19 protein-coding genes are annotated in these 19921 nt (G+C 73.0%); 11 read left to right on the forward strand and 8 right to left on the reverse strand.

Annotated features, from left to right (window positions below):
* The first annotated feature begins 31 nt into the window (after positions 1-31).
* Positions 32-1816: a TrkA family potassium uptake protein gene (locus ML5_RS13520; protein ID WP_201766725.1), complete on the forward strand. Its 1785-nt coding sequence runs from the start codon at positions 32-34 to the stop codon at positions 1814-1816.
* A 108-nt stretch (positions 1817-1924) separates the two neighbouring features.
* Here the strand turns inward: ML5_RS13520 and ML5_RS13525 are convergent, their stop codons facing one another.
* Positions 1925-3166 (reverse strand): APC family permease, encoded by a 1242-nt coding sequence (locus tag ML5_RS13525; RefSeq protein WP_041784185.1) that lies wholly within the window; start codon positions 3164-3166, stop codon positions 1925-1927.
* Between the two features lie 298 nt (positions 3167-3464).
* Here ML5_RS13525 and ML5_RS13530 point away from each other — a divergent pair, with 298 nt between their 5' ends.
* Entirely contained in the window at positions 3465-4610 is a 1146-nt protein-coding gene (locus ML5_RS13530; protein ID WP_013475065.1) for a hypothetical protein, read from the forward strand.
* A gap of 97 nt (positions 4611-4707) precedes the next feature.
* On the opposite strand, the gene ML5_RS13535 is transcribed toward ML5_RS13530, so the two are convergent.
* Both ML5_RS13535 and ML5_RS13540 read right to left on the reverse strand, forming a co-directional pair.
* Complete coding sequence (locus tag ML5_RS13535) at positions 4708-7260, reverse strand: glycosyl hydrolase family 18 protein (RefSeq protein WP_013475066.1); 2553 nt, start codon at positions 7258-7260, stop codon at positions 4708-4710.
* Between the two features lie 85 nt (positions 7261-7345).
* Positions 7346-8083 carry a phosphatase PAP2 family protein gene (locus tag ML5_RS13540; RefSeq protein WP_176739874.1) on the reverse strand — a complete coding sequence of 246 codons (738 nt, stop codon included), beginning with the start codon at positions 8081-8083 and terminating at the stop codon, positions 7346-7348.
* Positions 8084-8224: 141 nt separating this feature from the next.
* On the opposite strand from ML5_RS13540, the gene ML5_RS13545 reads away from it, so the two are divergent.
* A complete protein-coding gene (locus ML5_RS13545; protein WP_013288884.1) occupies positions 8225-9433 on the forward strand; it encodes a DUF4032 domain-containing protein in 1209 nt (402 codons plus the stop codon).
* A 13-nt stretch (positions 9434-9446) separates the two neighbouring features.
* On the opposite strand, the gene nagA is transcribed toward ML5_RS13545, so the two are convergent.
* From nagA to ML5_RS13560, 4 genes are read right to left on the reverse strand one after another with little or no spacing between them, the layout of a single operon-like run.
* Positions 9447-10556 (reverse strand): N-acetylglucosamine-6-phosphate deacetylase, encoded by a 1110-nt coding sequence (gene nagA / locus ML5_RS13550; protein WP_013475068.1) that lies wholly within the window; start codon positions 10554-10556, stop codon positions 9447-9449.
* Positions 10553-11485 (reverse strand): ROK family protein, encoded by a 933-nt coding sequence (locus ML5_RS13555; protein ID WP_013475069.1) that lies wholly within the window; start codon positions 11483-11485, stop codon positions 10553-10555. Before ML5_RS13555 ends, nagA begins: the two co-directional genes overlap by 4 nt.
* Positions 11482-11658, reverse strand: a complete 177-nt coding sequence (locus tag ML5_RS32340) for a hypothetical protein (RefSeq protein ID WP_013475070.1) — start codon at positions 11656-11658, stop codon at positions 11482-11484. Before ML5_RS32340 ends, ML5_RS13555 begins: the two co-directional genes overlap by 4 nt.
* A complete protein-coding gene (locus tag ML5_RS13560) occupies positions 11655-12584 on the reverse strand; it encodes an SIS domain-containing protein (protein WP_013475071.1) in 930 nt (309 codons plus the stop codon). Before ML5_RS13560 ends, ML5_RS32340 begins: the two co-directional genes overlap by 4 nt.
* A gap of 199 nt (positions 12585-12783) precedes the next feature.
* Here ML5_RS13560 and ML5_RS13565 point away from each other — a divergent pair, with 199 nt between their 5' ends.
* The 4 genes from ML5_RS13565 to ML5_RS13580 all read left to right on the forward strand — a co-directional run bounded on the left by ML5_RS13565 (position 12784) and on the right by ML5_RS13580 (position 16345).
* Positions 12784-13569 (forward strand): DeoR/GlpR family DNA-binding transcription regulator, encoded by a 786-nt coding sequence (locus ML5_RS13565; RefSeq protein ID WP_013475072.1) that lies wholly within the window; start codon positions 12784-12786, stop codon positions 13567-13569.
* Between the two features lie 142 nt (positions 13570-13711).
* Positions 13712-14710 (forward strand): ATP-binding cassette domain-containing protein, encoded by a 999-nt coding sequence (locus ML5_RS13570; protein ID WP_013475073.1) that lies wholly within the window; start codon positions 13712-13714, stop codon positions 14708-14710.
* Positions 14707-15720, forward strand: coding sequence for an ABC transporter permease subunit (locus ML5_RS13575; protein WP_013475074.1), 1014 nt, complete (start codon positions 14707-14709; stop codon positions 15718-15720). The genes ML5_RS13570 and ML5_RS13575 overlap by 4 nt, the downstream gene beginning before the upstream one ends.
* Positions 15721-15856: 136 nt before the next feature.
* Positions 15857-16345: a DUF3263 domain-containing protein gene (locus tag ML5_RS13580; RefSeq protein ID WP_013475075.1), complete on the forward strand. Its 489-nt coding sequence runs from the start codon at positions 15857-15859 to the stop codon at positions 16343-16345.
* A 6-nt stretch (positions 16346-16351) separates the two neighbouring features.
* Here ML5_RS13580 and ML5_RS13585 read toward each other — a convergent pair whose 3' ends face one another.
* Complete coding sequence (locus ML5_RS13585; RefSeq protein WP_013288875.1) at positions 16352-16564, reverse strand: hypothetical protein; 213 nt, start codon at positions 16562-16564, stop codon at positions 16352-16354.
* 152 nt (positions 16565-16716) lie between these two features.
* Between ML5_RS13585 and ML5_RS13590 the strand changes: the two genes are divergently transcribed.
* The 4 genes from ML5_RS13590 to ML5_RS13605 all read left to right on the forward strand — a co-directional run bounded on the left by ML5_RS13590 (position 16717) and on the right by ML5_RS13605 (position 19919).
* Positions 16717-17619 (forward strand): hypothetical protein, encoded by a 903-nt coding sequence (locus ML5_RS13590; RefSeq protein WP_013475076.1) that lies wholly within the window; start codon positions 16717-16719, stop codon positions 17617-17619.
* Between the two features lie 150 nt (positions 17620-17769).
* Complete coding sequence (locus tag ML5_RS13595) at positions 17770-18279, forward strand: GNAT family N-acetyltransferase (protein WP_013288873.1); 510 nt, start codon at positions 17770-17772, stop codon at positions 18277-18279.
* Positions 18280-18428: 149 nt separating this feature from the next.
* The gene (locus ML5_RS13600; RefSeq protein ID WP_013288872.1) at positions 18429-18884 is read left to right on the forward strand and encodes a hypothetical protein; all 456 of its coding nucleotides are present in this window, start codon (positions 18429-18431) and stop codon (positions 18882-18884) included.
* A 3-nt stretch (positions 18885-18887) separates the two neighbouring features.
* Positions 18888-19919 (forward strand): SRPBCC family protein, encoded by a 1032-nt coding sequence (locus ML5_RS13605; RefSeq protein ID WP_013475077.1) that lies wholly within the window; start codon positions 18888-18890, stop codon positions 19917-19919.
* Positions 19920-19921 lie beyond the last annotated feature (2 nt).

Here is a 19921-nt window from a genome sequence, read left to right on the forward strand (position 1 = left end):
CGGATCGCGAGCGGCTGACTACGATCCGGACATGGCCGAGCCACTGCGCGACCGCGCGCGCCGCGCAACCGGCTGGCGGCTCCGGATGAACGGTGACGAACGCCCCCACTACGTGGTCTGCGGCTCCGACCCGCTCGCCTACTGGGTGGTCCGGTCGCTGCTCGCCACCGACAGCGCCGACGGCCGGGTGCGGGTCACGCTCGTGGTGCCGGGCCGCCGCCGGTCCGAGGGCCCCGACGGCCGGGACGTGCCGGGGGTACGTGTGGTCACGGCGGAGCGCCTCGACGAGGCCGCGTTCCGCCGGGCCGGGCTGGCCGGCGCTGCCGGGCTGGCCCTGCTGCACCAGGACGACGTGGGCAACATGCACGCCGCGCTCTGCGCGCAGGAGGTCGAGTCGCGGCTGCGCCTGGTGGTGCGGATGTTCAACACCAACCTGGCGGACGGGCTGCGGCAGCTCTTCCCCGACTCGGCGGTGCTCTCGGACGCCTCGATCGCCGCACCCGCCTTCGTGGCCGCCGCGCTGGGTGAGGTGGCGCCGACCCACTTCCGGCACGCGGGGCGCACGCTCTACGTGGCCCGCCGCGACGACGTACGCCAGCAGGACGTGGTCTGCGGCCTTGCTGTCACCACCGATCCGGACCTGGTCCGGGTGCTGCCCGCTGACGAGGCGGCGGCTGACGTGGTGCTGGCCGAGGCGACCGGGCGGCCGGCGGGCACCGAGGTCGCCGCGCGGCGGCTGGTACGGGCGCGGCGGCGCCGGCAGCCGGTCGCCGTCCTGCTGCGCGCGGTCCGTCACTTCGCCACCCGCAAGATCGGTATCGCGGTGCTGGTGCTGCTCGGGGTGATCGCGGCGCTGGGCTGGCTCAACGCGCGGGCCGCCGACGTGAGCTGGAGCGAGGCGGTCTACCTGACGCTGGTCACCACGCTCACCGGCCAGGATCCGGACGTCAACAAGCCGGTCGCGGCCCAGGTGATGCAGGTGGTGCTCAACCTGGCCGGGCTGGCGTTGATCCCGCTGATCACGGCCGCGGTGGTCGACGGCATCGTCAACGCCCGGCTGGCGCTGCACGCGGGCCGGGTCCAGCCGGACCGTTCCGGGCACGTGGTGATGGTCGGGCTGGGCAACATCGGCACCCGGGTGATGGCGCAGTTGCACGACTTCGGTGTCGAGGTGGTGGCGATCGACAAGAACGCGGACGCGCGCGGCGCCCCGCTGGCGCGCCGGCTGGGGGTGCCGCTGATCGTGGGCGACGCGGGCCGGGAGGAGACGCTCCGGTCCGCCTCGGTGGACACCTGCCAGGCGCTCGTGGTGGTGTCCACCGACGACGGGACGAACCTGCGAGCGGCGCTGATCGCCCGGTCCCTCGACCCGGATCTGCGCGTGGTGCTGCGGCTGTTCGACGGCGACTTCGCCGAGCGGATCCAGCAGGCGTTCGGCATCGGCATCTCGCGCAGCGTGTCCTATCTGGCCGCGCCGGCGTTCGCGGCGGCCCTGCTGGATCGCGCTGTGGTCGCCACCATCCCGGTCGACCGGCACGCGCTGTTGGTCACCGAGGTGCCGGTGGTGGCCGGTTCGCCGCTGGACGGGAGTCCGCTGAGCGCGGTGGCCCGGCCCGGCGAGGTACGCCTGCTCGCGCACACCCGACCGAGCCAGAAGGCCGACTGGTCGGCCGACCCCCGCATGGTGATCCAGGCCGGTGACCGGCTGACTGTGGTGGCCCGGCGGGCCGGGCTGACCGCCCTGCTCCGGGAGACCACGCCCGCGCCGCCGCCGGCACCCACCGGCCCGCCCGCCGCACGCCGCCCGCAGGAGTGACCGGACGCGCCAGCGGTGACGGCCGCCGGGCGCCTCAAGGCCGCCGGGCGCCTCAAGGGCAGCCGGCGCATCAAGGCGGCCGGGCCGCGTCAAGGCGGCCGGGCCGCGTCAGGCAGGTCGACGACGGCTGCGGACCGCGTACCCGAGCGCGCCGAGGGCGAGCACGCCGAACCCGGCGAGGACGCTCGGCAGCGGCAGGTTGACCGCCAGCACCAGGCAGCCGACGAGCCCGAGGGCGGCGAGCAGCCGTACCGGGACGCGCCGGGCCGGGTCCGGGCCGAGCGTCAGCGCCGACGCGTTGGTGATCGCGTAGTAGACCAGCACCGTGCAGCTGGAGAAGCCGATCGCGCCCCGGATGTCGCCCACTGTCACCACGGCGGCGACCACGGCGGCCACCGCCAGCTCGGCGCGGTGCGGCACCCGGTGGCGCGGATGGACCGCTGCCAGCGCGCCCGGCAGATCGTGCCGCCGGGCCATCGCCAGCATCGTGCGGCCGACGCCGGCCAGCAGCGACAGCAGCACCCCGGTCACCGCGACTGCGGCGCCGGCCCGGACCAGCCAGGCCAGGCCCGGGTGCCCGGCGGTGGTCACCACCTCGACCAGCGGCGCGTCGGTGGACGCCAGCCGGTCGGCGCCGAGCACGCCGAGCGCGACCACTGCCAGCGTCAGGTAGATCGCCAGCACCGCGCCGAGCGCCAGCGGCATCGCCCGGGGGATGGTGCGCTCCGGGTCGCGGACCTCCTCGCCCAGCGTGGCGATCCGCGCGTACCCGGCGAAGGCGAAGAACAGCAGGCCGGCGGCGGTCAGCACGCCGCCCGCCCCGATTCCGGCCGGCGCGGTGAGCCGGTCGGCCGCCACCTGCGGCGCGCCGGTCACCGCCACCACGGTGAGCACCGTGAGCACCACGGCGACGAGGACCCGGGTGGCGGTGGCGGTCTTGCCGATGCCGCGCAGGTTCACCGCTGTCACCGCCACCACCGCGAGGACCGCGACGAGCCGCGCCCGCCCCGGCCACAGGTACGCCCCGACGGTCAGCGCCATGGCCGCGCAGCTCGCCGTCTTGCCGACCACGAATCCCCAGCCGGCGAGGAAACCGGCGAACGGGTGCAGCCGTTCCCGGCCGTAGACGTAGGTGCCGCCGGACTCGGGGTAGCGGGCGGCGAGCCGGGCCGAGCTGGTCGCGTTGCAGTAGGCGATGAAGCCCGCGACGGCCAGCGCGACCAGCAGGCCCGGACCGCCCGCGGCAGCCGCGGCCGGTGCGAAGACCACGAAGACGCCCGCGCCGAGCATCGAGCCCAGACCGATGACCACCGCATCGGGTACGCCGAGTCGCCGCGCCAGTTGTTCCACACCGGCAGCCTAGGGCGCTCAGGTGAACGGCAGGTGCCCGCCGCCCGGAAATTGACGAAAATGATTTGCATAATTAATCGACGTTCAGCGGTGGCCGATCGCCGAACCCCTCGGTAGAGTCGTTTACGCAGGTCAAAGCGGGAGCGAATCGCTCCGCCAGCGCGGTTCGCAAATGTTCCGTGCCGATTATCCGATGGCGATGATCAGATTCTTTCTGCGTCGATCGGGCAATGGTGCCCTCGAATCGGCTCCGGCAATTTCGGGAACGTCTTCTCCGCGAACGCGGGAGGTACCGCACATGACGCTTTTCGGCTGGGACGCCAGTGACTACGACGTCGACCGGGGGTTGACGGCCGACCGGATCCGGGACGCCCGCGCCGCGGGCATCGACTTCATGACCTACAAGGGCACGGAACAGTCGCGCGACGGCACGTTCCACAGCCAGTACTACGGGGTGATGCTCACCGCCGCGAAGGACGCGGGCATCCCGTTCCTGGGCATGTACGTGGTGGTGCACTCCGACGTCTCCATCGAGGACCAGGCCAGCACCGCCATCGACTACGCCGACAAGCACACCCCCTGGTGGCGCACGTACGACGGGTTCTTCTGGCAGATCGACCTGGAGCGCTGGCCGACCGACGACGTGCCCCCGCACATCGGCGTCGACGTGGGCCGGGAACTGGAGGAACGCACCGGCAAGGTGGCGGTGATGTACGCGTCGCGCGGCCAGTACGGCGACGACGACCTGGGCGACTTCCCGCGCTGGAACGCCGACTACCCGTACCGGGCGGCCGAGGACTTCAAGGCCGCGTACGCGCGGGCCGGCGGGGACTCCGGCCCGGGCTGGACGCGCTACGGCAAGCCGGCGGAGACGCCGCGGATCTGGCAGTTCACCGATTCGGCGATCATCGGCCGCCAGCACACCTGCGACGCGGACGCGTTCCGCGGCACCGCCGACGACTTCGCGAAGATGATCGGGGAGAAGACGTCCACGCCGACGAAGCGGGACGTGATAGCCACCTTCCACAGCACCGCGCACGCCGGCGACACGCTCGACACCACCGACCGGTTCCACGCCATCCGCTGGGCCACCGGCCTGTACCACTGGACGGTGCCGGAGACCGGGCTGGTGAGCATCCAGGCGACAGTCGACCTGCGCGGGTTGCGACGTGACGACCTGGTCCGGATACGCGCCGAGTACACCCGGCCCGGAGACGCGGAGAACGACACCCCGTTGCTGCGGCAGGAGCGGGTGTCGGTCGACCCGGATACCACCGGCGGGGTGTTCGTGGTGAGCACGCCGGACGAACGGGTCGAGCTGCCGAAGGGCACCCAGATCCGCGTCCAGGTGGCGGTGCGGCCGGCGGACGACGACCACCGCCGCAGGCTGACCTACAGCACCCGTACCCGGATCAGCATCGTGGAGATCCGGACGGCAGGCTGAGCGCCGTGCCCGCCGTTCCACACACCGGAGGCCCGGGTCCCCCGGGTGAACGGCCGGTGCCGCCGGCAGGATTCCGCCGGCGGCACCGGGATCGGGTTCAGCAGGGCCCGTTGTCGGTCCACACGCCCTGGCTGTTGGTCCCCGGCACGTCTCCCTGGGTCCACCACCGGGAGGTCCACCGGTGTCCGCCGTAGGACACCACGGCGCCTCCGGGGTACGCGGTGCCCGCGGCCCAGGCCGGCGCGGCACATGCACCGCCGGTGGGTGACGGCGAGCCGGTGGGCGTCGGGGAGGTGGTCGGCGTCGGGGAGCCCGTGCAGGCACCCTGGTCTGCCCAGACCGCGGCGCTGCCCGGCGTCTCGCCCTGGGTCCACCACTTCGCGCTCCAGGTCCGTCCGGCGTGCGAGACGGTTGCACCGCCGGAGTACGCGGTGGACGCCGACCAGGCCGGCGCGGTGCAGGTGCCCCCGCCGGGTGGGACGGAACCGCTCGGGCTGGGCGACGGCGTGACCACCTCGCCACCACGTGCCCAGTCCCCGGCCAGCGCGTACGTCTGGCCGCCGAAGGCGAGCGTGAAGTTGGCCGGGCCGGAGATCGGGAGCTGATAGTTGAGCGTCACCTCGGCGTACGAGCCGGGCGCGATTGCGGCCGGCACGGTGAGGCGTACCCGGTTGTGGTCGCCCTTCAGGCCGCCCACGTTGCTGCCGGTGTGGCCGGTGGTGACAGTGGTGAGCGCCCAGCCGGACTGCTGGCTGAGCGTGGCCGGGGTGGTGGTGGGATAGTCGAACTCCAGGTGCGCGCCGGCCGGGATCGGTGCGCCGGTGTTGTTGGTCAGCCGCAGCTCGGGGTTGATCGGGTAGTTGTTGTCGCCGAGCGCGAAACCACCCATGCCGACCGCCACGTCCAGCGTCCGGGTGGGCATGGTGATGCCCGCCTTGCGGGCGCCGTACGCCGGTGCGGCCTTCAGCCGGTCGTAGAGCAGCGTGGTCAGCGTGTCGCCCATGCCGTACCGGCCCTTGGCGGAGTCGTAGGCGTAGTCGCCGGCGAGTTCCCAGATCATCACGCCGCCGAGGCCCTTGGCCGCGACGTAGTCGGCCTTGGCGGCGAGCGACTGGTCGTCCTCGGTGGAGAGGAAGACCTTCTTCTCCGCGTTCCACAGCCAGGGCGCGACCAGCGCGGCCGAGTAGTTACGGGCGTAGCTGCCGCTGATCCGGTCGGCCGGGTCGGTGGCCGGGGTGAGGCCGTATCCGGCCAGGTAGTCGCCGGTGATGCCGGCCTGGAGGTTCTTCGCGTGCCACATCGGGTTGGCGCCGCCGGGCACCTCGTTGCCGGCGGCGTCGAGGTCGTGCCAGAGGTTGTCGATGCCGACCGCGCCGTTGCCGCAGGGGGTGGTGGAGCCGATCGAGCCGCCGGTGCCGGCCGGACACTTGGTCTGGTCGGGCAGCGCCGCCCGTCCCCACAGGCCGTTGGTGCCGCCGGTGACGCCCTGCCAGCCCCGGGTGTAGTAGGGCACGCCGATGTTCACCCTGCCGCTGGGCAGCGCGCCCCGGAAGTAGTGGTACGCCCAGTCGGTGTTCAGGTAGCCGATGCCGGAGTAGGCGCCGTACACGCCGCCCGCGGCCAGCTCGGCGTCGTCGCCGTTGTCGTAGAGCGCCGCGTTCGGCCCGACGAAGTGGTTCCATGCGCCGTGCAGGTCGTAGGACATCGCGTTGACGTAGTCGAGGTACTGCAACGCCTGGTAGGACTCCATCCCGCGCAGCAGCCAGCCGGACGCGGGCGCGGCCACGGTGAGCAGGTAGTGCCTGCCGTCGGTGGCGGCGGCCCGGTCGAGCTTCTCCCGCAGCGTGCGCATCAGCACCTGGTACGAGGCGTTGAGACCGGCCCGCTTGGCGTCGGCCTGGGCGAAGTCGAGCGGGTTGCCGGCCTTGTTGTTGGAGGTGGGGTACTCGTAGTCGATGTCCACCCCGTCGAAGCCGTACGTGCGCAGGAACGTCACCACCGAGTCGGCGAACGTGTTGATGCCGGCGGTGTTCACCGTGTTGGTGCCGGTGGTGGTCATCCGGTAGAAGCCGCCGGAGTCGATGCGGTTGCCGCTGTCGTCGATGAAGCCGCCGGTCTCGGCCCAGCCGCCGACGCTGATCAGCGTGCGGACTCCGGGGTTCTGCTTCTTGTACTTGTTGAGCAGGTTGAAGTGCCCGGTGTACGGCAGGGCCGGGTCCATCTCGGCGCCGGCCACGCCGGGCCAGGTCATGTTCGTCGCCGGGTTGTCCGGGGCGCCGGGGTCGCCCACGGAGATGCGGTTGCCGCCGTCGACGTGGGCGAACGCGTAGTTGATGTGGGTGACCTTCTGCCAGGGGATCTGGTTCACCAGGTAGGCCGGGGCGCCGTTGCGGCCGGTCCGCCAGCTGGTGAAGTAACCGATGATCCGGCGGGTGTGGTCCGCACCCATCTTCTCCCGGCCCGCGGTGTCGTAGACGGTGCAGTAGGGCACCGAGACCCCGGGCGTGCGGTAGAGCCCGTCGGGCCGGCACGCCTCGTCGTCGGCGGCGGCCGACCGGGCGTCCGGGGCGGCCACGACCACCGCCGTCATCGCGGTCAGCAGACCGGCGGCGCCGGCCGACAGCCAGCGGCTGATTCGTCTCGCCAGCACGCGCACCTCCTACATTTAACAAACTTAACTGTTAAGGTTGCTAAATGTATACCGGTGTCGATACGCCGAGACAAGAGGCGGACTGCTAGTCGAGATGCTCCGCCGGCCGGGCCCAGCCGTGGAGCCGCGCCGGCAGCGGCAGGCTGTTCCAGGGCACCCGGTGCAGCAGGCGGTCCAGCAGCAGGCCGAGCAGCAGCCCGGCGACCGAGTCGGTCAGCCAGTGCCAGCCCAGGTAGACGGTGGTGCAGAAGACCACCGCCGGTGGCACCACCCGGACCACTGTGACCAGTCGGGGCGGCACTGTGCGGCCGAGCGTACGCACGATCGGGGCCAGCAGCAGGGCCAGGACGCCGTACCAGACGATCGAGTTGGCGACGTGCCCCGACGGGTACGACTGCGCGAAACGCACCGGCAGGTCGTGCTGGAACAGCGGCAGCGTCTGCTCGGGCGACAGGAACGGCTCCTTGACCGAGGCACTCGGCGCCGGGCGGGCCGTCCACACCTTCAGCGGGCCGATCGTGAAGAACGTGAGCACGAACCCGGCCACCGGCGGCAGCAGCGGCCGCACCGAGCGCAGCCGCCACGCCAGCAGCACGCCCAGCCCGGCCGCGAGCAGCGTCAGCGGCGTGCCCTGGCCGAGCAGGTTCAGCGTCATCGCCACCCAGCGGGCGGCGGCCGGGCGGTTCTCGTCGGACCAGTCGGCCACCGCCCGGTCGAGGTCGAACAGGTGACCGGAGGCGAGCGCGACGGTCAGCGCCACCACTGCCGCGAGCAGCAGCAGGTCGAACCACCACCCGGCCGGCCGGACGGGCCGCAGCCGCAGGTCACCGCGTACCCCCGAGGTCTGACGCACGCGACCACGCTACCGGCCGCCGGCGGCGGCGGGGCGGCGCGGGCATCGGCGGCTGTGTGCCCAACCACGAAGGGAAGCGCGGCGCGGGGGTCAGCGGTCACACTGGTTGCCGTGCGGATCACCTCGGCTCTCGTCGACCCGGCGCTGCTCGACCTCCCCTGGTCGACACCGCTGGAGCAGTGGCCTGCCGAACACCTGGTGGCGCTGCCGCAGGGCATCTCCCGGCACATCGTGCGGTTCGTCCGGCTCGGCGGGTACGTCTACGCGGTGAAGGAAACCGGCGAGCGGGTCGCCGAGCGCGAGTACGACCTGCTGCGGGCGCTGGAGCGGATCGACTTCCCGTCGGTCGAGGCCATCGCGATCGTGGCCGACCGGCAGACCGACGACGGCGAACCGCTGGACCCGGTGCTGATCACCCGTCACCTCCAGTTCTCGCTGCCCTACCGGGCGCTGTTCTCCAACACGCTGCGCCCGGAGACCATGAACCGGCTGCTCGACGCGCTGGCCGCGCTGATCGTGCGGATGCACCTGACCGGCTTCTTCTGGGGCGACTGCTCGCTGTCGAACACGCTGTTCCGGCGGGACGCGGGCGCGTTCGCCGCGTACCTGGTCGACGCGGAGACCGGCGCGCTGCACCCGTCGCTGTCGAACGGCCAGCGCGGCGAGGACCTGGAGATCGCCCGGGTCAACATCTTCGGCGAGGCGCTCGACCTCCAGGCCGCCGGCCTGCTGCACGAGTCGATCGACCCGGAGGTGGTCTGCGAGGAGGTCGTGCAGCGCTACGAGCGGCTCTGGCACGAGATCACCTACGAGCAGCAGGTCGAGCGCGCCGCCCGGCACGACATCGAGGGGCGCATCCGCCGCCTCAACGAGCTGGGCTTCGACGTGGCCGAGGTGGCCATGTCGACAGTCGACAACGGGCGCTACCTGGTCCGGCCGAAGGTGGTCGACGCCGGCTACCACACCCGGCGGCTGCTGCGCCTGACCGGCCTGGACGCGGAGGAGAACCAGGCCCGCAGGCTCCTCAACGACCTCGACGCCTACCGGCTGGAGAGCGACCTGACTGACGAGCAGCAGGCGGCGCACCGCTGGCTGACCGAGGTCTTCGAGCCGGTGGTCCGGGCCGTGCCTGCGCACCTGCGGAACAAGCTGGAGCCGCAGGAGCTGTTCGCCCAGATCATCGAGCACAAGTGGCTGCTCTCCGAGCAGGCCGGGCGGGACGTCGGGATGCGCCGGGCGGTGCAGTCGTACCTGGCCGACGTGCTCGTGCACCGGCCGGACGAGCAGGCGGTGCTCGGCGTCGAGGTGCCGAGCGCCTGACGCCGGGGGCGGATCACTCCACCCAGTCGCCGCCGCGCATCACCCGCACCACGTTCAGGTCGTCGTCCAACATCACCAGGTCGGCGCGCAGCCCGGCGACCAGCGCGCCCACCCGGTCGCCCAGGCCGATCGCGCGGGCCGGGGTGGTGGCGACCATCCGGCAGGCGTCCGGCAGGGCCACACCCGCGCCGACCGCGTGCCGCAGCGCCGCGTCCATCGTGAGCGTGCTGCCGGCGATCGCGCCGTCACGGCTGAGCCGGGCCACCCCACCGGACACGGTGACCGCCTGGCCGCCCAGCTCGTACTCGCCGTCCGGCATCCCGGCGGCGGCCATCGCGTCGGTGATCAGCGCGGCCCGCTCCGGGCCGGCCACCGACGTGGCGAAGCCGAGCATGCCGTCGTGCAGGTGCACCCCGTCGGCGACCAGCTCGCACACCACGTTCGGGGCCTCCAGCAGCGCCACCACCGGGCCGGGCTCGCGGTGGTGCACCGGGCGCATCCCGTTGAACAGGTGGGTGCCGACCGTCGCGCCCGCGGCCACCGCCGCCCGGGTCTGCTCCCAGGTGGCGTCGGTGTGCCCGACCGCCACGACCACGCCGTGCGACACCAGCAGCTCGATCGCCTCGGTGGCGCCGTCCCGCTCGGGAGCGATGGTGACCATGCGTACGGCGCCGCCGCCCAGCTCGATCAGCTCGGTCAGCTCCGCGGTGGACGGGTCGCGCAGGAACTCCGGGTTCTGCGCGCCGCAGCGGTCGGCGGACAGGTACGGGCCTTCGAAGTGGACGCCGGCGAGCACGCCGGACTCCACCAGCGGACGGTAGGCGGCGGTCGCGTCGCGCATCAGCTCGAACGGGGAACTGACCAGGCTCGCCAGCAGCGTGGTGGTGCCGTGCCCGCTGTGGAACGCGGCAGCCTGCCGGGCCGACTCCGCGTCGCCGGTGGTGAACGTGTGCCCGCCGCCGCCGTGGGTGTGCATGTCCACGAAGCCCGGCACGATCCAGTGGCCGTCGCGCACCGACGGATACTCGGCGACAGCGGTGATCCGCCCGTCGGCGATCTCCACGCAACCCTGCCGGATGACGCCGGTCGGGGTCACCACCTTGCCGGTCACGCGCCGGGTCATCGACTCTCCTTCGCCAGGGTGTCCAGGGCCAGCAGGGCGGCGCCCAGGCAGCCGGCCTCGTCACCGAGGTCGGCCGCGACCAGGCGCGGCTCGCGGTGGAACGTCAGCCGCTCGCGCAACGCCGTCCGCAGCGGGTCGAACAGCCGGGGACCGGCCTGGGCCAGCCCGCCGCCGAGCACCACTGTCGAGACATCGTAGAGCGCCTGCCCGGTGGCGAGTCCGTCGGCGAGCGCCTCGACCGCCTCCTGCCACACCTCCACGGCGAGCGGCTCACCGGCGGCCGCCCGGTCGGCCACCTGGGCGGCGGTGGTGGGCGCACCTGACAGCTCGGCGTACCGGCGTCCGATCGCCGACGCCGACGACACCGCCTCCAGACAGCCGGTCCGCCCGCACCCGCAGCGCGGGCCGCCGGGGCGTACCAGGATGTGGCCGATCTCCCCGGCGGCGCCGTGCGCGCCGGTGGCGGCCGACCCGTCGACCACGTGGGCGGCGGCGATGCCGGTGCCGATCGCGACGAACAGCACATGCCCGCCGTCCCGTCCGGCGCCGAGCCGGGCCTCGGCCAGGCCGCCCGCCCGCACGTCGTGGCCGAGCGCCGCCGGCAGTCCCAGCCGCGTGCCCGCCAGCTCCCGCAGGGGTACGTCCCGGAAGCCCACGTTCGCCGACCAGACCGCCACGCCGCGCGCCTCGTCGACCACTCCGGGTACGGCGATGCCGCAGGCCACCGGGGTGCGGCCGTCGGCGCGGGCCTTGCCGGCGAGCCCTTCGGCCACGTCGAGGATCGTGCCGACCACGGCCTCCGGGCCGCGCTGCGCGTCGGTGGCGTGCCGTTCGGTGTGCACAGTCGTGCCGTCCGGCCGGACCAGGGCGCACTTCATCCCGGTGCCGCCCACGTCCAGCGCGACGACGACCTCGTCGCCTGCGCTCATGCCGTCTGCCGGCTGCGCATGCGCTCACGGCCCTCGCTGCGCTCGGTGCGTTTGCTCATGCCGTGCCGGCTTCGCATGCGCTCACGGCCCTCGCTGCGCTCGGTGCGTTCGCTCATGCCGTGCTGGCTGCGCATGCGCTCACGGCCCTCGCTGCGCTCGGTGCGTTCGCTCATGCCAGGACCACGGACCGAGTCAGGTGGCGCGGCGCGTCCGGGTCGAGACCGCGGCTGGTGGCGAGCGCGACCGCGAAGCGCTGGGCCAGGATCAGGTCGGCCATCGGGTCGACCGGGTTGCGGCCGGCCGACCAGCTCGTCAGCACCGTGCGCCAGCCGTGCGTGCGGCTGTGCACGAAAGCGGCGCCGGTCGCGGCCACGTCCTCGGGCAGGCCGTCCGGGATCTCGCCGAGCGCCCAGACCAGCCGGCCGGGCGCGGCGACCGAGATCGGGCCGTGCCGGTAGTCCATGGCCGGGTACGCCTCGGCCCAGAACGTGGCCGCCTCGCGGCACTTCAGAGCGGCCTCCTGGGCCAGCCCGACGGTCCAGCCGCGACCGAGGAAGGTGACCTGCTCGATGCCGGCCGGGTCGATCGGCAGCGGGGCGCGTACGGCCACCTCGGCGTCGGCAGCCAGCCGTCCGAGGTCCTCGCCGAGGTGGGCGCGCAGCAGCGCCAGCGCGGTGGTGGCGAAGCGGGTCTGCACCACCGACCGCTCGTCGGCGAAGGGCAGCGCGACCGTGGCGTCGGCGAGCGCGACGGCTGCCGAGTCGGGGTCGCCGACCAGGACCGTGGTGGGGATCCGCCCGCGCAGCGCGGTGAGCAGGTCGAGCACCTCGGTGGTGGTGCCGGAGCGGGTGATCGCGATCAGCCGGTCGTAGTGGCGGCCGGCCGGGAACTCGCTGGCCTGGAAGGCGTCGGTCTCGCCCTGGCCGGCGGCCTCACGCAGCCCTGCGTACGCCATCGCCATGAACCACGACGTGCCGCAACCGACCACGGCGACCCGCTCGCCGGGGCGCGGCAGGTGCTCGGCGACGGTCGGGGCGAGTCCCGCCGCCTCCCGCCAGCAGTCGGGCTGGCTCGCGATCTCCGCGTGCACGTACGCCATGACAACTCCTCCCCAGGGGAGACCTTGCGCAATACGGCGCGATACGGCCGCCTTTCGCGCGTCATTCTGCGCGAAACCTGGTGGTCGTGGCAACCGTCTCTCCGTTCGCGCAGCGCAGGGTTTTGCGCGGACCCAGTTTCGCGCACTACTGTGCACGCAACCGATCACCGTTCACGCACAGTCTGGGGAGGGCCCCGCGGTGGACCGCTACGCGCGCTGGAACGCGCTGCTGGAGATGCTGACCGACAGCGGGCGGGTCACCGTCGAGGAGGCGGCCGAGCGGCTCGACGTCTCCCAGGCCACCATCCGCCGCGACTTCGACCAGCTGGCCCAGCAGCAGATGATCACCCGGACCCGGGGTGGCGCGGTCGCCAACGGCGTCTCCTACGACCTGCCGCTGCGCTACAAGACCGCGAAGCACTCGGCCGAGAAGCAGCGGATCGGCGCGGCGGCCGCCGCGCTCGTGTCGCCGGGCACCGTCGTCGGTCTCAACGGCGGCACCACGAGCACCGAGGTGGCGCGGGCGCTCGCGGTCCGCCCGGATCTCAACACCAGCGCCGAGGGTGCCCAGCTCACAGTGGTGACGAACGCGCTGAACATCGCCAACGAGCTGCTGGTGCGCTCGCGGATGAAGGTGGTGGTGGCCGGCGGCGTGGTCCGGCCGAAATCGTTCGAGCTGGTCGGCCCGCTCGGCGGGGCGCTGCTGCGCGAGGTCACGCTGGACGTGGCGCTGCTCGGCGTGGACGCGATCGACCCGCAGCTCGGCGCCGCCGCGCACCACGAGGGCGAGGCGGCCATGAACAGCCTCATGGTGGCCCGGGCCAAGCGGGTCGTCGTGATAGCCGATTCGTCGAAGCTCGGCGGGCACGCGTTCGCCCGGATCTGCCCGGTGGACCGGGTCGAGACGCTGGTGACCGACTCCGGCGCGTCGCCGGACGTGGTGGCGGCGTTCCGTGAGGCGGGCGTCCACGTCGTCTGCGCCTGACGTGCAAGGAAGGGCCCCTTCTTAACGCCTGCGGTAGAGGAGGGGCCCCTTTTTAACGCGCCGACACTGCATACCGGGTATTGCCTTCCGGTGCATACCGCGTATGGTGTCGCTGACGCCTACTTATCGGGGGAGGTCAGCTGTGTCGGCTGTCCTGGAGATCGAAGGTCTCCGCAAGACGTACCGAAGCCGGAAACGCGGGGTTCGCCACGCGCTCGACGGCTTCGACATGCGAGTGGAAGCCGGCCAGGTGCACGGCTTCCTCGGCCCGAACGGTTCGGGCAAGACCACCACGCTGCGGACGCTGCTCGGCCTGATCAAGCCGAACGGCGGCCGGATGGCCATCCTCGGTCAGGAGCTGCCGCACGCGCTGCCGGCGGTCGCCGGGCAGGTCGGCGCCATCGTGGAGAGTCCGCAGTTCTTCCCGCACTTCACCGCGCGGGACACGCTCGGCCTGCTCGCCCAGGCCGGTGAGCTGCCCAAGCAGCGTGTGGACGAGGTGCTGGAGCTGGTCGGGCTGCGCGACCGGGCCGGCGAGCGGGTCAAGACCTACTCGCTCGGCATGAAGCAGCGCCTCGCGGTCGCCTCCGCGCTGCTCAAGAACCCCAAGCTGCTGATCCTCGACGAGCCGGCGAACGGCCTCGACCCGGGCGGCATCCGGGAGATGCGCGGGCTGATGCGGGAGCTGTCCGAGGCCGGGATGACAGTGGTGCTCTCCAGCCACATCCTGGGCGAGATCCAGCTCATCTGCGACTCGGTCACCATCATCTCACTCGGCCGCCGGGTCGCGTTCGGTCCGGTCGACCAGGTGCTCGCGGCCCACTCCCAGGGTGCCGTGCGGGTACGCCTGGAGGCGGTCAGCGACCTGCCCCAGGCCGCCGACGCGCTCACCCGGGCCGGGGTCCACGTGGCCGCCGAGCCGGACCACCTGATGCTGTCCGGCGTGGACAAGCCGGCCACCGTCAGCCGGCTCCTCGCCGAGCAGGGCCTGTACGTCAGCGAGCTCACCCCGGTCGCCGTCGACCTGGAGAGCGTCTTCCTCGAACTGACCGCCACCGCGCCGGTCCCCGGCCAGCACCGTCAGGTCGATCAGTCCGCCAAGGTCGACCAGACCGGCACCGCAGGAGGTTGGGGCGCATGAGCCTGTTCGTCACCGAGCTGCGCCGGCTCGGCAAGCGCCGGGTGACCCGGCTGATGCTCGTGCTGCTGGTGCTCGGCCTGGCCACCGTCGCGACCGCGTTCAGCTTCTCCAGCGAGAAGCTCTCGCCCGTCGTGGTGGCCGAGGCCGAGGCCAAGGCGAACAACGACTACCAGTCCGCGATGACGGAATGGAAGCGCACCATCGCGGAGTGCGAGGCGGCCCAGGCGCGCGGCGAGAAGACCGAGGAACGGTACGGCCCGAACTGCGGCAAGGATTACCAGCCGCAGCCCGACATGTTCGAGGCGAAGTGGTACCTGCCGTACCAGTTCGACTTCCGGGCCGAGTTCCCCCTGTTCATCGCCGTGTTCGCCGCCTCCGTGGCGCTGTTCGGCTTCATCGTCGGCGCCTCCTTCGTGGGCGCCGAGTGGAACACCGGCGGAATGATGAACCTGTTGCTCTGGCGGCCGAAACGGCTGACCGTGCTGGGCACGAAGCTGGCCGCCCTGCTCACCACCGTGTTCGGCCTGACCGTGGTGCTCGGCGCGCTCTGGACGGCGGCGTTCTGGCTGATCGCCAGCCAGCGCGGCAGCACCGCGAAGATGACCGCCGGAGTGTGGCAGTCGATCGGGCTGGACGGTCTGCGGGCGCTGGGGATGACGCTGCTCGTGGCGGCGGTCGGGTTCGCGCTGGCCTCGCTCGGCCGGCACACGGCGATGGCGCTCGGCGCGGCGGTGGGCATCTTCGCGGTGAGCGAGATCGGCATCCGGATCGCGGTCGCCGTGCTCGGGGTCCAGTTCGGTGACCGGTACGTGCTGTCCACGTACGCCCAGTCGTGGTTCCTGAAGCAGGCGGAACTGTTCGACTACGACACCTGCCAGTTCTCCCAGGGCGCCTGCGAGCCTGCGACGTACGTGGTCACCTGGCAGCAGTCGGCTGTGGTGTTCGGCGTGGCGCTGGTGGGCGCGTTGGCGGCCGCGTTCTGGACGATGCGCCGGCGGGACATCGCCTGACCTGGTCCGCGCCGTCGGCCGGTGCCGGCGGCGCGGACCCCGCGTCCGATGCGGCCGGGGGCGACCCTGGTTACGCTGGGGCTCCCCCGGCCGGCGCGCTCCGCGTGCCGGTCACCCGCCGTCGGAGAGGAGCGCCATGTCCGCCGACGCCTCGCAGCGGGCCGCCGTCGACCGGTCCGGCCCGGCAGCGGGTACGCGCCACGCGGGCGGGACGGTTCCGCCACCGCGCACCGCTCCGCCCGTCGAGTCCACCGCACCGTCGGAGCCGTCGGAGTCCGCCCGGCCCGCCGAGCCCGCCGCGGCCGGGCCCGCCGCGCCGCCCGTCGAGTCCGCCACCCCGGTCGAGCAGGCCGGTCCAGACGCGGCAGAGGCGGCCGCTGTAGGCACGACGCCGGCCGGCCTGACCGAGCGGGAGCAGCGGATCCTCGCGTTCGAGGCGCAGTGGTGGAAGCACGCCGGCGCCAAGGAACAGGCCATCCGGGACACGTTCGGGCTCTCCGCGACCCGCTACTACCAGCTGCTCAACGCCCTGCTCGACCAGCCGGCCGCGCTCGCCGCCGAGCCGGTGCTGATCGGCCGGCTGCGTCGGCTGCGCTCGTCGCGTGCCCGTAACCGGCGCCGCTGACCGGCGTCACTTCTCGTACGTGCGCAACCCGTTGCCGATGGCGAAGAACGTCGGGGCCCACTCACCGATGAAGATGCCCCAGCGGTCCGCCCGCGCCACCCCGGCGCGCTCCATGTGCTTGGAGAGGAACCAGCTGGTCACCGAGAGGCCGATGCTGACGAACCCGGCGAGGTAGGCGTGCTCCGCCCGGATGCCGCCCTCGTGCAACCGCTCCAACATCTCGAACCCCCTGTCGCCGGGACCGACCCGGTCGCGTCCGACGCTACCGAAAGTCCGGAGAAGATGACGCACGGTTACCTCGATCGGGTCGGCCGGCGGATGACCGGCCGCGGTCCGGGTAGGCGGTCCGCGACGACGAACGGAGGCCGACGATGGGGGCACCAGACCGCCGGTACGCGATCGGCAGCAGGCCGGCCCGCCCGGTCGCGGAGGCGCCGGTTATGCGGGTGCGTTCCGCCTCCGACCCGGCGCCCGGCCGACCGGAGAACGAGGACGCGGTCTTCCGGTTCGGCCCGCTCGTCGGCGTCCTCGACGGCGCGACGGTGCCCGAGGGCTTCGACACCGGCTGCGCGCACGGTCCCGCCTGGTACGTCCGGCACCTGGCCGCCCGGATCGGCCTGGCGATCGCGGCCCGCCCCGCCGCCACGCTGATGAGCAGCCTCGCGGCGGCGATCCTCGCGGTGCGGGCCGATCACGGCGGAACGTGTGACCTCGACCATCCCGGCACCCCGTCCTCCACCGTCTGCCTGCTCCGGCACAGCGGCGACCGGGTCGACTACCTGGTGCTCTGCGACAGCCCGCTGGTGCTCGACACCGACCAGGGGATCGAGGTGGTCACCGACGACCGGCTGGCCGACGCGGTGGCGGACCTGCGCCGCAGCGTCGCCGCACTGCCGGACGGCGAGACCGACCCGGTGACCCGGTTCCGGCGCGCGACGACCGTGCAGCGGACCCGGATGAACCGCACCCACGGCTACTGGGCGGCGGCGAGCGACCCGGACGCGGCCTACCACGCGCTCACCGGGACGCTTCCGCTGCGCGGTCCGGGGGCGCTGCGCCGGGCCGCGCTGCTCAGCGACGGCGCCTCCTGCGCTGTCGACCAGTTCGGCCTGTTCGACTGGGCCGGGTTGCTGGAGGTGCTCACCGTGGAGGGTCCGGAAGGGCTGATCGACCGGGTCCGCGCTGCCGAGCGGGACCACCCGGACCGGCTGCGGCGGCACAAGCGCACCGACGACGCCTCGGCTGTGCTCTGCGAGTTCGGCCCTTCGGCGTGAGCACGCTCACGTCGGAACGACCGGTCGGATGACAACGCAGCGTGAGGCGGGAACACCCCGGGGGTACGACCGGACGAGGCGGTCGGCCATAGCGGCAATCCCTCCCCAAAGGGGTGGACGACCCGGACCACGCGCGGCAGACTGCGCGACGTGACGGGTGCTGTACGGCTGGAGCCGGTGGACGAACGGAACCTGGAACCGTTGCTCTCCGTAGCGGCGGCCGAGGCGGAACCGGAGGACGTCATGCCTCCGGTGGACGCCCCCGCGGGCTGGTCGCTGGCCCGCCGCGACGCGTTCCGCGAGTTCCACCGCGCCAGCCTCGGCGGGCTGAACGGCCCGACCGGCACCGCCATGTACGCGATCGTCTCCGGCGGTGAGGTCGTCGGCATGGTGCGGATGACCCGCCGGGACGAGCCGGGAACAGTGGAGACCGGCATGTGGCTCGGCCGGTCCGCGCGTGGCCGGGGCCTGGGCGCCGCGGCGCTGCGGCAGTTGCTGCACGTCGCCGCCGGGGCCGGGATGCACACGGTGGTCGCGAACACCACGCCGGACAACGCGGGGGCGATCTCGGTGCTGCGTAAGTGCGGCGCGGAACTGCGTGAGGAAGACGGAGTGCTGCACGCCCGGATGTCCCTGGATTCGGCCCTGCCGATCCGCTGACCCGCTTCCTTCCCCGATCACGTTTCTCCTGCTCAGAGTCGCCTCGGTGGGTGGTTTCGTGCTTGCACGGAAGTGTTTTGCCGAGGGGGTGACGGGTACTGCCCGCGTCTCCGGGCCCTGACTTTCCCGGGGAGCGCGGAGGAGAGCGGATGAAGAGCGGAACACGGGTGGCGTTCGCCGTCGGTCTCGGCTACCTGCTGGGTCGCCGGAAGAAGATGCGTACCGCGCTGACGCTCGCCGCGGCGGTCGCCGCCGGGCGGGCCAGCCGGCGCCCGGGCGGCCTGAAGCAGCTCGGCGCGGACCTGATGGCCGCGAACCCGCAGCTGCGCAACCTCGGCGGGCTGGCACCGCCGCTGGTGGCCGCGGGCCGCGCGGCCGCGACCGCCGCCGCCGGCAACGGCATCGACGCCATCGGCGGACGACTGCGTGAGGGCGCCGGTGCGTTGCGCCGCAAGGCGGGTACGGGCCGGCCGGACGCCGGGCGTTCCGCGTCGGACGAGGACCGTTCCGGGCCGGGCGCCGAGCGTTCCGCGCCGGACGAGGAGCAGGAACTGGACGACCAGCCCGGCGCGCCGGTGCCGGCCCGAGCCGATCGGGGGCGGTGAGCCGTGGCGACGGGCAGCCTGGCCGACCGGGCCCGCGACCAGATCGGCGGTGAGCTGCGCAACCTCGCCTCCGCGCTCGGTGAGCGGGCCGTGCAGGTGGTCACCGAACGGGTCACCGACGCCACCGGGCGGCTGAGCGAGTACGCGAAGCAGGGCGGCGATCCTGGCCTGGTCGCCGCCGCCACCGGCGCGCAACGGCTCGCCGAGGGTGCCTCCCCGGTGAGGGCGATGTTCCATGCCGGCCTGGCCGGCGGTAAGGAGAAGCTGATGGCGGCGTTCGGTCGCAAGGGTGGCCGGGACGGCGGCCAGAAGCTCAAGGTCACCAACATCGTCGAGACCGTCGAGGTCGGCGTGCCGGTCCGGGTCGCCTACAACCAGTGGACGACGTTCGGCGACTTCCCGAGCTTCATGAAGAAGGTCGAGCAGGCCGACTGCGACGCCGACGAGAAGATGACCTGGAAGGCGCAGGTGCTCTGGTCGCACCGGAGCTGGGAGTCGACGATCGTCCGGCAGATCCCGGACCGGCTCGTCCACTGGCGGTCGAAGGGCGAGAAGGGCTCGGTCGACGGCACCGTCAGCTTCCACGAGGTCGCCCCGGAGCTGACCCGGATCCTGGTCGTGCTGGAGTACCACCCGCAGGGCTTCTTCGAGCACACCGGCAACCTGTGGCGGGCGCAGGGCCGGCGGGTCCGGCTGGAGCTGAAGCACTTCGTCCGGCACGTGATGACCCGGACCGTGCTCGACCCGGACGCGGTCGAGGGCTGGCGCGGCGAGATCGAGGACTCCCAGGTCGTCAAGGACCACGAGACCGCGCTCCGGGAGGAGCGGGGAGACGCCGGGCCGGCCGACGACGAGTACGCCGCCTACGACGAGGGCAACGACTTCGACGACGACGAGTACGCCGACGAGCCGGTCCTGACCGAGCCGGAGCGTGCCCGCAGCCGGACGGCACGCGGGCAGCGCGAACCCGAGCGCCGCCGCCGTGTCCCGGAGAGGCCCCGCCGCCCGGCCGCCCGCCGCCGCGACGAGCGCTGACC

It is taken from the genome of Micromonospora sp. L5 (assembly GCF_000177655.2).
In the GTDB taxonomy this organism is placed as follows: domain Bacteria; phylum Actinomycetota; class Actinomycetes; order Mycobacteriales; family Micromonosporaceae; genus Micromonospora; species Micromonospora aurantiaca.